Annotated in this window: 14 protein-coding genes; 4 read left to right on the forward strand and 10 right to left on the reverse strand. The window is 66.9% G+C overall.

The features are described from left to right. Positions 1–21 precede the first annotated feature (21 nt). The 5 genes from ispF to OXM57_13495 all read right to left on the reverse strand — a co-directional run bounded on the left by ispF (position 22) and on the right by OXM57_13495 (position 3167). Complete coding sequence (gene ispF / locus OXM57_13475) at positions 22–531, reverse strand: 2-C-methyl-D-erythritol 2,4-cyclodiphosphate synthase (GenBank protein MDE0353687.1); 510 nt, start codon at positions 529–531, stop codon at positions 22–24. After that, a complete protein-coding gene (locus OXM57_13480) occupies positions 528–1196 on the reverse strand; it encodes a 2-C-methyl-D-erythritol 4-phosphate cytidylyltransferase (GenBank protein MDE0353688.1) in 669 nt (222 codons plus the stop codon). The genes ispF and OXM57_13480 overlap by 4 nt, the downstream gene beginning before the upstream one ends. Positions 1197–1250: 54 nt before the next feature. Then, entirely contained in the window at positions 1251–2039 is a 789-nt protein-coding gene (locus OXM57_13485) for a hypothetical protein (protein ID MDE0353689.1), read from the reverse strand. A gap of 9 nt (positions 2040–2048) precedes the next feature. Beyond that, positions 2049–2948: a DNA integrity scanning diadenylate cyclase DisA gene (gene disA, locus OXM57_13490; GenBank protein MDE0353690.1), complete on the reverse strand. Its 900-nt coding sequence runs from the start codon at positions 2946–2948 to the stop codon at positions 2049–2051. A 69-nt stretch (positions 2949–3017) separates the two neighbouring features. After that, the gene (locus tag OXM57_13495; protein ID MDE0353691.1) at positions 3018–3167 is read right to left on the reverse strand and encodes a hypothetical protein; all 150 of its coding nucleotides are present in this window, start codon (positions 3165–3167) and stop codon (positions 3018–3020) included. A 38-nt stretch (positions 3168–3205) separates the two neighbouring features. On the opposite strand from OXM57_13495, the gene OXM57_13500 reads away from it, so the two are divergent. From OXM57_13500 to OXM57_13510, 3 genes are read left to right on the forward strand one after another with little or no spacing between them, the layout of a single operon-like run. Further along, complete coding sequence (locus tag OXM57_13500; GenBank protein MDE0353692.1) at positions 3206–4120, forward strand: hypothetical protein; 915 nt, start codon at positions 3206–3208, stop codon at positions 4118–4120. Beyond that, the gene (locus OXM57_13505; protein ID MDE0353693.1) at positions 4120–5340 is read left to right on the forward strand and encodes a cytochrome P450; all 1221 of its coding nucleotides are present in this window, start codon (positions 4120–4122) and stop codon (positions 5338–5340) included. The genes OXM57_13500 and OXM57_13505 overlap by 1 nt, the downstream gene beginning before the upstream one ends. Before the next feature lie 3 nt (positions 5341–5343). Further along, entirely contained in the window at positions 5344–6270 is a 927-nt protein-coding gene (locus OXM57_13510) for a nucleoside hydrolase (GenBank protein ID MDE0353694.1), read from the forward strand. On the opposite strand, the gene OXM57_13515 is transcribed toward OXM57_13510, so the two are convergent. Together OXM57_13515 and OXM57_13520 are read right to left on the reverse strand one after the other, a co-directional pair. Then, positions 6267–6830, reverse strand: a complete 564-nt coding sequence (locus tag OXM57_13515) for a nucleotidyltransferase (GenBank protein MDE0353695.1) — start codon at positions 6828–6830, stop codon at positions 6267–6269. The two genes, OXM57_13510 and OXM57_13515, sit on opposite strands and share 4 nt — an antisense overlap. Next, positions 6797–7183: a hypothetical protein gene (locus OXM57_13520; GenBank protein ID MDE0353696.1), complete on the reverse strand. Its 387-nt coding sequence runs from the start codon at positions 7181–7183 to the stop codon at positions 6797–6799. The genes OXM57_13515 and OXM57_13520 overlap by 34 nt, the downstream gene beginning before the upstream one ends. A gap of 195 nt (positions 7184–7378) precedes the next feature. Here OXM57_13520 and OXM57_13525 point away from each other — a divergent pair, with 195 nt between their 5' ends. Further along, complete coding sequence (locus tag OXM57_13525) at positions 7379–7624, forward strand: ribbon-helix-helix protein, CopG family (protein ID MDE0353697.1); 246 nt, start codon at positions 7379–7381, stop codon at positions 7622–7624. Positions 7625–7989: 365 nt separating this feature from the next. Here the strand turns inward: OXM57_13525 and OXM57_13530 are convergent, their stop codons facing one another. The 3 genes from OXM57_13530 to OXM57_13540 are packed head-to-tail and all read right to left on the reverse strand — an operon-like array spanning position 7990 to position 11905. Next, positions 7990–9273 (reverse strand): ABC transporter permease, encoded by a 1284-nt coding sequence (locus OXM57_13530; protein MDE0353698.1) that lies wholly within the window; start codon positions 9271–9273, stop codon positions 7990–7992. Beyond that, positions 9270–10382, reverse strand: coding sequence for an ABC transporter permease (locus OXM57_13535; GenBank protein ID MDE0353699.1), 1113 nt, complete (start codon positions 10380–10382; stop codon positions 9270–9272). The genes OXM57_13530 and OXM57_13535 overlap by 4 nt, the downstream gene beginning before the upstream one ends. Before the next feature lie 11 nt (positions 10383–10393). Next, positions 10394–11905, reverse strand: a complete 1512-nt coding sequence (locus OXM57_13540; GenBank protein MDE0353700.1) for an ABC transporter ATP-binding protein — start codon at positions 11903–11905, stop codon at positions 10394–10396. Positions 11906–11919: the final 14 nt, after the last annotated feature.

Genomic DNA, 11919 nt, shown 5'->3' on the forward strand with positions numbered 1-11919 from the left:
ACTGCGGGCAAGAGTACCCGTTCAGGTCGAGCCACCGGAAGATGCGGGCTCGACCAGGAGCACCGACGCCAACGCAGCCACGCCCTCGTCCCGACCCGTGAAGCCCATCCCGTCAGTGGTAGTGGCCTTGACGGATACCCTCTCCCGGGCGAGGCCCAGTGCCGCCGCAAGCCGGTTTTCCATCTCGTCACGATGGGGACCGACCCGCACCGTCTCCGCCACGATGGTGATGTCGAGGTTCGATGCGGCCAGTCCGCCCGACGCCACCGACCGCACCACCGAGCGCAGCATCTCCATGCTGTCGGCATCCTGCCAGCGCGGATCCGAGGAGGGGAAGTGGGTACCTATGTCCCCCTTCCCTGCCGCACCGAGGAGGGCGTCGATCACGGCGTGGGCGGCCACATCCCCGTCCGACGTGGCCATCAGCCCGCGACGCGAATCGACCACCACCCCGGCCAGCCTCAGGGGAGGGTTACCGCCGAAGCGGTGGGCATCGAAGCCGAGACCGGAACGGAACGGGCCGGGGGTCATGGCGCTCCGGGGCGCGACCCATGCCGGAGAAGTGCCTCCGCCAGCACCAGATCCTCGGGATAGGTGATCTTCATGGCGGATCGTTCCCCGGTCACGGCCAGTACGCGACCTCCCAGCGCCTCCACCATGCTGGCATCGTCATGAGGGGCATCCCCCGAGGCATGGTGGGCGTGAGCCCGGCGCAGCACGTCGGCCCGGAACACCTGGGGAGTCTGGGCACACGCGACGTCACGGCGGTCGATGGAGTCCAGGATGCGGACCCGATCGGGATCGACCCGCTTCAGAGCATCGGCGATCGGAACCACCGGCACTACACCGTCGGCCCCACTCTCCGCCAGCCTGCGGTACATCCGCTTCATCAGGGCTGCCGAGGCCAGGGGGCGGGCCGCGTCGTGCACGGCGATGACAGTAGCCCCCGCGTCCACCTCCTCGATCCCCCTGGCTACCGATAGGTGGCGCTCCGGCCCACCTTCCACACCGCCCGGGACATCCCCGACCACCACCACTTCGCGAGCGCCGCTCTCGAGGAGCGTGTCCCTCGCCCACTGCCAGAGGGGCTTACCGGCAAGCCGGGTGGTGTGCTTGCGCGCCCCGAATCGAATACCTCGCCCCGCCGCAACCACTACGCCCGACACGTCCATGCGGTTCGGGGCCAAGTCAGACACCGGTACCCGGATAGCGCCCGGATCGGCGGTAGGCCCCGGCGAGTCTGGCCCCGCTCACTCCTCCGGCGTCTCCGGCTTCGGAAGGGCGTGGTCGATCCGCTCGAGGGCCTGATCCGGGTCGATGCGCAGCGCGAAGGCCAACTCGCTGGAGAGCGTGGTCCGGGCCTTGGACAGCATCCGCTTCAGGGCAGGCGATATCCCCTTGGCATGCTGAGCGTGGGTCAGATCACGAACCACCTCCGCCACCTGGAAAATGTCGCCGGAGGTCATCTTCTCGTTGAGCACCTTGTACCACCGGCTCCAGTTGGCGCCGGAGTCCTGGGGATCCTCCTTGAACTTGAGCAGCACCTTTGCGGCTGCCGTCTTCGTGATCACCGGACGGATGGTCTCGTCAATGGTGTCCACCGGAATCAGAACCTTGAGCGAGGACTCCGTCGCGATCTCGAGCTCGAAGTAGTGGCGAGGTTCGCCTGCCAGGTCCAGCTTGGAACGTTTGATGATCTCAGCCGCGCCGTGATGGGGATGGACCACCTTGTCCCCGACCCGGAAGGAAGTCTGCTTCTTCTTCCCTCCTGACGACTTGGTGGCGCCGGCACGCCGGCGCGCCCGCACCCGCTTGGCGGGAACCTTACGGCTCCTCGGCCTGGCCGGGGCCTTCTTGGTGGGCGCCTTCTTCGGCTTCGCCTCGACCTTCGTCTCCTTGCGAGCCGGGGTCTTATCCGAGTCGGCCGCCTCCTTGCCGGGCGACGGGTCGGTGCGCTCCCCGGTGGCCGGAGAATTCTCCGCGGCACCGTCCGCCGGCGGGACGGCCTCGGACGGAGTGCCGGATCCGGTCTCGGCCATCTGCACCTATCAACCCGCCAGGCGCTGCCCGGCCGGGTTGACCCTCGTGTCTGCCGAACCCAAGCCGAGGATGAGGCATAACCGTTCGGTGTCGTAGAGATCCTGAAGGGGTCGGTTCTGGAGGACCTCCATCCCTTCGGAGGCCAGATCACCCCGGTCCCAGAAGTAGTCGCGGCTGACCTTCGCGCCGAGCTCCTGAACCCCTTCCATAATGTCGGAGAGCTGCAGCTCCACCATGTGCCGTTCATCGCCCAGTCCGACCGCGAGGTTCTCCGCCCTCATACCGATCCGTCGCAGCAACTCGGCCCGTTGCAGCACCGTGAGCGCGGCCCCGAGAGTGACCCGGCCCGACGCCTCGAGCCTGTCCAGAAACGTCTCCGCCTCGGCCAAGCGGCCCCTGAACCGCTCCAACGTCTGGATCTCCTGGTTGATACGCACCATGAGTTCGGTGGCGCTCCGGAGCGGCTGCTTCCGGTGACCGTAGAAGACGAAACCCTGCCTCCGCTCCTCGCTGATGGCGATCACGGGGCACCCCGTGGACCGGGCCAGGCGCTCGGCCGTGCGGAACCGGGCACCTGTCTCCTCCGTCGCGATGGCGGGATCGGGAAGCATGTGGACGTTGGCTCGCAGTATCTGCTTCACGTCTGAATCCACGATGATCGCCCCGTCCATCTTGGCGAGCTCGGCGAGCATCGCAGGCGTGAAGTCGGCGTCCCGGAGAGCGATTCCTCCGGCGGCGATCTTCTCGATGTGCGGACCCGACCCGACCACCACGAGCGCGCCGTTGCCCTGCTGGATTATCCGTTCCACCGCGGTGCGGATGCCCGTTCCGGGCGCCATACGCGACAGCACATCGAGGAATTCCTGGTCCTCGGTCTCCCACCTCCTGGGGGATCGGCGGTCAAGCATTGAAACCATCCACGCGCAGGTTACAGGGATACGACGCGGTGTGGCACGTCCAAGCAGTGAAGTTCGGGATCACCGGCGATCTCCGGTACGGAAAATCCTCCAGAGTCCGATCGCAACCAGACCCGCCAGTACGGATCCGGCCAGTTCCGAACCGATCGTCCATGGCTCGACCTCGCGGATGGCAAACTGGACCAGAGTCCCGCGCGCGGCAACTAACATCGTGCGGGAGTGTAGTTACATAACCAGAAAGGTCCGTGTTGAGCGACCGCGACCGGAACGGATCCAGGGGATTTCCACCTGACGAGGGCGACCCGCTCGGCAACATCAGCTTCGAGGAGTTCCAGCTGAGGGAGCCATCGAGTTGGGAAGAGGCCGAGTACCGGCCGAGCATGGAAGCCGAGTCGCACCTGACCTGCCCCTCCTGCTTCTCCCAGCAGTCCCCGACCAACCGTCACTGCCAGGAGTGCGGCGCACGCCTGGGTAGGCGGAGAATCGCGGTGGCGCCCATGCCGATACGGTCGGTGACGGCGGGCAACCGGGCGGTCCGGGTGATCATCACCGGGGTGGCGTTCGTCGTCATTCTCGCCCTGATAATTCAAGCGATGAGGGGTGGCGATGACGAGCCGGGCGCCGGGCCTGACGAGACCACCGCCGCCACCGAGGCCACCGAACCAACCATGGTCCTGGGACCTCTCGAGGAGATCACCCCCATCTCCATCACCTGCTCCAGCGAGTACAACGCCGGGCTGGCGTGCGAGAACCTGATCGACGGCGAGGAGACCTATTGGAACGATGCGAGCCGGAGGGGTGAGGACGCCCGCATAACCGTGACCTTCGTGAACCCCGTGGCGCTGGAGCAGGTCCAGATCATCAACGTCAACAACCTCGAGAAGTTCCGGCGCAACTACCGGGTGCGCGACGTGGAGATCTTCGCCGACGACTTCCCCGGGGTGCCGTTCGTGGACGACATACCGGACGCGAACGACCGGCCCCATGGCATCCCCACGACCACCAACCACACCAGCGTTCTGGAGATCCGCGTCACGTCCACATGGCCTTCGGAGGCCCTGGGCGGGGAAGCCTTCGACGAACTGGCTATCCAGGAGATCAAGTTCTGGGGCCGGGTACAGGACACCAGTGCCACGGAGCTGGTCGGCGCCACGTCCGGGTGATGGCCCGGTTCTTCGACCCGGCCGATCCCGACTTCATCGCTGATCCCTACCCGACGCTGAACGCACTGCGGGAGCGAGGACCCCTGCACTACGACGACGGGTTCGACATCTGGTTGGTCCCCCGGCACCAGGATGTCCGGACGGTCCAGCTCGACCGCCGGTTGGGCCGGGTGAAGGACGGCCATGCCCGCCCGCTCGACCTTCGCCCCATCCGGGAACTTGGCCTGGAGGGATGGGAACCTTACTACCAGACGGAACGCCACTCGTTGCTGATGCTGGAGCCTCCCGAGCACACGCGTATCCGCGTCCTGATCAACCGCGCCTTCACCCCGCGGCGAGTTCGGGAGCTTCGCGAGCCGATTTGCTCCATCGCCGATCGCCTGCTGGAGGCCCTACGCGACCGGGACACCATCGATCTGCTGGCCGACTACGCCCAGCCTTACTCGGTGCGGGTGATAGCCACGCTCCTGGGAGCACCAGTGGAGGACGCCGACCTGATGCTCGACTGGTCCCACGCCATCGTCAAGATGTACGAGCTCCATTGCACCCGTGAGCAGGCGGAAGCCGCCATCGACGCGTCCGTGGAGTTCCTGGCCTGGGCGTCGGCGCTCATCACGTCCCGGCGCGCCGACCCCAAGGATGACCTGATCACCGCCATGTGCCTTGCAGAGACGGACGACGGCGGCCTGACCGACGCCGAGATCGCCTCCACCGTGATCCTGCTGCTCAACGCCGGTCACGAGGCGACGGTAAACACCATGGGCAACGGGATCGTGGCGGCGATGAACCATGGGCGAGCCTGGGAGCGGCTGGCCCGCCGGGAGGTGGCGCCGGTGGTGGCCATCGAGGAGATGATGCGCTTCGACCCGCCGCTCCAGATGTTCGAGCGCTACGTGCTGGAGGACGGCGTCGAGGTGGCCGGGACCGTGCTGCCCAAGGGCGAGAAGGTCGCGGTCCTGTTCGGGGCGGCCAATCGTGATCCCCGCCGGTACGAGGACCCGGATACCTTCCGGGTGGACCGGGGTGACGCGGATCACATCACGTTCGGGGCCGGCGTCCATCACTGCATCGGGGCGCCGCTGGCGCGCCTGGAACTGGAGATCGCGCTCGATCGCCTGATCGACACGTTCCCCGAGGCCTCGCTGGTGGATCAGCCGGTCCGGGAGGACGGCTTCGCCATCCGCGGATACCAATCCGTCAATCTGTCAACCGGGAGCTGAGCCATGCGGATGATCATCGACACCGATACCGCCTCTGACGACGCGGTCGCCCTGGCGATGGCCCTCAACCACCCCGACGTGGACGTGGTGGCGATGACGACAGTGGCAGGTAACTGCTCGCTGGAGGACACCACCCGGAACGCCCTCTACACCGCCGAACTGTGCGGATCCTCCGTGCCCGTCTATGCGGGCGCCGACCGTCCCCTGCTGGTGAAGGCTCGCCCGGCTACCTGGTTCCACGGGATGGACGGGCTCGGCGACCAGGGATACCCGCCCCCGTCCCGCTCCGCCGAGCAGGAGGACGGCGTCAGCGCCCTCATCAACCACATACGGGGCAATCCCGGCTCCACCCTGGTCACCCTCGGGCCCCTCACCAACGTCGCCCTCGCCCTGGCGCAGGCGCCCGACATCGTGGACCTGGTGGGCCGCTGCGTGGTCATGGGAGGCACCGCCAACAAGGTCGGCAACGTCACCCCCGCGGCGGAGTTCAACCTGTGGTTCGATCCCCACGCCGCCCGGATGGTCTTCGCCTCCGGCCTTCCGATCGAGATGGTCGGCTGGGAGATCTGTCGCGGCGAGGCCGGCCTGGACCCCACCGAGCAGGCCGCGCTCCGAGCGCTGGACACTCCCCTGGCCCACTTCTTCCTCGACTGCAACTCCACTGCCATCGAGTCCGCCCGCCGGCAGTCGGGCACCGACCGGCTGGAGCTCCCCGACCCGACCGCCATGGCGGTGGCGATCGACCAGGGCAGGGTTGTGACCCGAAGCTCCCGCCACTACGTGGAAATCGAGGCGGAGAGCGCGCTGACCAGGGGAATGTCGGTTGTCGACTCCCTGGACGTAACGGGAAGGCCTGCCAACGTCGAAGTAGTCAGCGCCATCGACAACGACCGCTTCAAGCAGATGATCTTCGAGGCAGCCGGCGCCTAGCCCTGTTCACATCCAGCGAGCAGGTCTTCCAGCCATCTCCGCTGCCGTTCGCCGAGCCGCTCCTCTGGAAAGACCGACTCCACCAGAGCCTCCACCTGTCCGGCGTCGGAGAGGCCCGTCCTGGAGAGGAGCTGCCGGACGTCCGTCACATCGCTAGATCGGGCCGCCCTCACCTTCATCGCCAGCAGGTGCTCGGGTGACGCTGCCATGACCTTCAAGGCTGGATGGTCGAATACCACATTGCTGTGCCGATCCGGTGCCGTGGGTAGGTAGGGCGTGGCTTGCTCCTTGAGCCAGGTGCTCGGCCATCCTCGGGCGCGGGCTATGTCGCGCACGGCTTCGATCACCGAGCCATGCCCTTCGATGATCGCGGCGTCGATGTCGCGGGTCAGCTTGTCGCTGTCGTAGGCCAATGCCATCGCAGCCCCGCCGACTATGTAAATGCGCCCTGTCGCTCCTCGGGCTCGAAGCCTTTCGGCCAGTTCGGACAGGGCGGCGCGGAGTTGGGCCTCGGTGAGCATCCCCGCTAGACGACCTCCATCTCCCAGGCGGGGAACCATATGCCATGGGCCTCGAAAGCGGCGGGGGTAGTGAGGATCGTGGCCGCCCGTTCCCGCGAGAAACGTCGCCCCGCGTACCAGAACGACCGCAAGTGGCGCTCCTTGGCAAACACCCAGTCGGGGGCTGGGATGCCGGCGTGGTAGCAGAGGTGCTCGGTGTAGGCGGCGAGAAAGGCGTCCCAGCGGGGGTCGAAGAGCTCCGGCTCGCAGGCCACCAGCAGCTTGCGATCCTCCGGGCCCGCGTGCTGGAAGACCATCCCGAAGTCGTGCAGCACGATCCGCAACCGGAAGTCGTCATCAGATTCCCGCAGCACCGGCACGTAGCTATCCAGCGTGTTGGCGGCGATGGTCACGTCCACACTGCTACCCGGATCAGCTGGTACCTGCTCCAAAGCGTCAACCATGGTGTGAGAGTAACGACCCGAACCGCCTGTTTTGGGCGAAGTACACACACCGGAGGCCATCCCGAACCGAGTCAACACCAGCCGGACGGTCGCCCCGGGAGATGCGGCGAACCGAATAAAGGGACCTCATTTACCATGTGGCCCATGGCCCGTCGTGAAGTCCTGGTACAGCTCGATGACAGCCTCGTGCACCAGCTGGACCGCTTGGCCAAGGCATCGGGCACCAACCGTTCCGAGCTCGTGCGCCGTGGAGCACGGGCGGTCATCGCAGCCGAGGAAGCCGCGGCCGCCGACCGTGAACTGGCCGCGGCCTACCGGCGCCTACCTCCGGATGGGGCGCTCGTGCGATCAGCAGCCCGGCTCGCAGCCCGAACCATCCCCGAGTGGTAGGTGGTTTCGAGAAACGAGATCTACTGGGCAGATCTCGGTCCACCTGCCGGACGGCGACCCGTGTGCGTGGTCACGCGGAATGCAGCGGCCGCGGTGCTCACCTCTGTCAGGTGCGCGCCCATCACCCGTACCGTGCGGGGTATCAGGTCGGAAGTAGAGGTAGGTCCGGAAGAAGGACTACCCGAACCCTGTGCAGTCAACTGCGACAGCCTCATCACTGTGCCAATCTCGTGTCTCGACTCCAGTCCGGTGGGACGGCTTGGTGAGTTCAAGAGGGCCGTGTTGGATCGGGCTCTGCGCTACGCCCTCGACATCCAGTATTGATCGTGGTGGCAACGGTCAAGTGGACCGCTGACCACTGAGGCCTATGTCTCGCCCTTGCGGAAGGGGAGGCCGTCGGCGGCGGGTGGGCGGAGGCGGGAGGTGGCGAACAGCAGCACCACGAGGACCGCGATGTGGGGGGTGATGGCCGGTAGCTGGTTGGGCACGCTGGTGGAGTTCATGTACCAGAAGCCGACCGCGATCGCCACGACGGCCAGCTGCAGAGTCCCGGTGTATCCCTTCCGCTTCAGGATGCGCCACAGCAGCAGCAGGGCGATGGCGAGCACCACCAGCAGCAGCAGTCCGTGGGCGGCGTTCTCGTCCCGGAGGCGCAGGGTCTCGGTGAAACCGAAGAGCAGCGCCCCGCGGGCCGTTCCGATCGGGTTCCAGTTGCCGAAGATCATGGTCGCCAACCCGATGTAGCCCTTCCCCTGGGTCTGGCCCTCCTTGTACAGCCCGGACAGCTGGATCGCCAGGAAGCCGCCCCCGAGGCCGGCCAGGAAGCCGCTGATCACCACGCCGTAGTACTTGTACTTGTAGACGTTGACGCCCAACGAGTCGGCTGCGTGCGGGTGCTCGCCGCAGCTGCGCAGCCGTAGCCCGAAACTGGTCTTCCACAGGACGAGTATGGCTATGGGCAGGGCCAGGTAGGCGATGAGGGTGAGCCATGACATCTGGAACATGAAGCCGCGCAGTATCCCGGCCAGGTCCGAGATGAAGAAGATGCTGCCGCTCTCTATCGCCCCTAGGACGTCCGGGCTCTCCCAACCGAAGATCGTGCCGCCCGCCAGGACGGGCAGGGTGAAGTCGCTCACGCCGGAAATGGTCGGGGACTGGGTGATCGAGCCTCCGCGATCCGAGAAGTGCAGGTCGGACAGGAACCGGGTCAGGCCGGGAGCCATCAGGTTGATGGCGACCCCGGCGATTATGTGATCCACGTTGAATCCGACCGCGGCCACCGCCATGACGAGGCCTCCCATGGCGCCCGCCACGGCCGCGAGGAGCATCCCGAACCAGGGGCCGCCGATCATGGTCCCGAAGGCCCCGAACCAGGTACCCAGGATCAACATCCCCTCCAGGCCGATATTGACCACCCCGGAGCGTTCCGAGAAGATCCCGCCCAGTCCGGCCATGAGGATCGGAACCGACCAGGCCAGGGCGATGGCCCACGTCCCGCTCGAAGTCAGGTCGTCCGTAGGCAGGGAGGCGAACTGCTGGGTGGAGGCGAGCAGGAGCACCGCGCCCAACCCGTAGACGATCCAGCGGCGATTGCCGCTCACGAGGTTCGCCCCGAGACTCATCGCTGGTCGCTCGCGCAGGGCACTCAAGTGTCGGCCTCCTCGGCTCCCGCGACAGCGGGGCTCTCGACCTGTGCGGACGCGGCCGCCGCGGCCTCGATCCTCCTGCGTCGCTGGGCGAGCGCGTAGGCGATCACGGCGAACAGGATGATCACCGCCACCATGATCGTGACGATCTCGCGCGGGGCGTCACCACGGACCTCCAGCACGCCCGACGCCCGCTCCAGCCATCCGAACGCCAATGCCGCCACCGCCGCCCCCACCGCGTGGTTGCGCCCCAGCAGCGCCACCGCGATCCCGGCGAAGCCCAGCCCCTGCGGGAACCGGAGGCTGTAGAAGTGCTGGTCTCCGAGCAGGTCCGCCATACCGACCATCCCGGCCACCGCCCCGCTGAGCAGCATGGCCAGGACGATGGTCCGCTTGGGCGGCACGCCGCTCGCCTCGGCGGCCCACGGGTTGGCGCCGGTGGCCCGCAGGTCGTATCCGAGCCGGGAGCGGTTGATGATGAGGTGGTACGCGACGCCCACCAGCGCCGCCACCAGGATGAAGCCGGTCAGTTCGACGCGCTTGATCTCGCGGGTCACCAACTCGACGATCGGGTTGAGGCTGGGGAACCAACCGGTGGTGGCGATGTCACCCAGGCGGGTGTCGAGCGACTCCGACTCGATCTTCCACCGGCCCAGCAGGAACGACACCACCCCGGAGACCGCGATGGCGTTGAGCATGATGGTGGAAATGACCTCATGGACGTTCCGGGTCACCTTCATCCAGCCCGCCAGCCCGGCCCAGGCCGCCCCCACGATCATCGCCGTCAGCAGGATGATGGCGATGTGGAGCGGCGGGAAGAGCGAGCCCACGCCGGCTCCGACATAGGCGGCGAAGAACGCCGCCAGGATGTACTGGCCCTCCACGCCGATCTGGAAGAGGTTCATCCGCATGGCGATGGCGAAGGCGATGCCCGATAGGTAGAGCGGGGTCGCCCGGTTGAACGACTCGATGACCGTCTCCAGCCGGCTGCCGTACTCCCATATGTTGCCGAAGGCCACGAGCGGATCAGCCCCCGACACCAGCAGAACGAGCGCCGCCACCAGGAGCGCCAGCCCCACCGCGGCCAATGGCGGCCCTACCACACGGCGCACACCGGTCCAGCTCACGCGGCCGCCCCCGTCATGTAGGCGCCCAACTCCCTCGGCGTGACCTTGGCCGGGTCCAGCCTGGCCACGATCTCACCGCGCAGCATCACGAGGAGTGTATCGCTCAGACCGATCAGTTCCTCGAGATCGGCCGAGATCAGCAGCAGTCCCAGACCTTCCGCCCGGGCCCGGCGCAGGTCCTCCCAGACGGCGGCCTGCGAGCCGACGTCGATACCCCTCGTGGGGTGGGCGGCGATCAGCGGGTTGCATTCGGTGGCCAGCTCCCGGCCGACCACCAGCTTCTGCTGGTTGCCGCCGGAAAGGGCATGAACCGGTGTGTGGACACCGGGCGTGCGCACGTCGAAGCGTTCGACCACATGAGAGGCATGGCCCCTGGAAGCGTCCTCGTCGATCCAAACCCGGGAATTCAGGAAACGGCTACGCGTCTGGTGACCCAGGATGCTGTTCTCCCAGACCGGCGCCGGCAGTAGCAGTCCTCGCCGGTGACGATCCTCGGGGATGTACCCGAGGCCGGCCTCCCGGCGTTGGCGTACCGACCAGCCGGTCACGTCATCACCGTGCAGATGGATGGAGCCTCCGGTCACCGGAGCGATTCCCAGGATCGCCTCCACCAACTCGCCCTGGCCGTTGCCCTCCACCCCTGCCACGCCGACTATCTCGCCGCACTGCACAGAGAAGCCGACATCCCGCAGCCTCGTCACCCCGGCCTCATCCACCACCGAGATCCCCCTGACCTCGACGGCGGTCCGGTCGGTGACGGTCACCTCCCGCGTCTCGGGCGTAGGAAGTTCCGAGCCCACCATCAACTCGGCCAGATCCTGGGCGGTCACGTCCTCCGGCTTGACCCTGGCAACCGACCGGCCCTGGCGGAGCACGGTGATCGTGTCGGCTATCGCCAGAACCTCGTCCAGCTTGTGATCGATGAAGATGATGGTGTGACCCTCCGCCTTGAGTTCCCTCATGTTGCGGAACAGCTCCTCCACCTCCTGGGGAACCAGCACCGCGGTGGGTTCGTCCAGGATGAGGATGCGGGCCCCGCGGTAGAGGATCTTGATGATCTCGATCCGCTGCCGCTCCCCCACCTCCAAGGTCCCGACCGTATCGTCGAGGTCGAGCTCCAGGCCGTAGGCGTCACCCAGCTCCCGCAGCCGGGACCGGGCGGCCGGGAAGTCGATCAGCGACCCCCTGGACGGCTCCGCTCCGAGGATCACGTTCTCGATGACCGTCAGGTTGTCGGCCAGCATGAAGTGCTGGTGAACCATCCCGATCCCCACGTCGATCGCCTCCCTGGGCGAGGAGAACGCGCGCTCCTGATCGAGAACCTCGATGCTTCCCTCATCGGGAGCCTGCATCCCGTAGAGGATCTTCATCAGCGTCGACTTGCCGGCGCCGTTCTCGCCGCAGATGGCGTGGATCTCGCCCGCCTCCACGACGAGGTCGATGCGGTCGTTGGCCAGCACACCGGGGAATCGCTTGGTGATTCCCTGCAACCGCACCGCGACGCTCATCGGTTCACCGCTCC

It is taken from the genome of bacterium (genome assembly GCA_028820935.1).
GTDB lineage: Bacteria > Actinomycetota > Acidimicrobiia > Spongiisociales > Spongiisociaceae > Spongiisocius.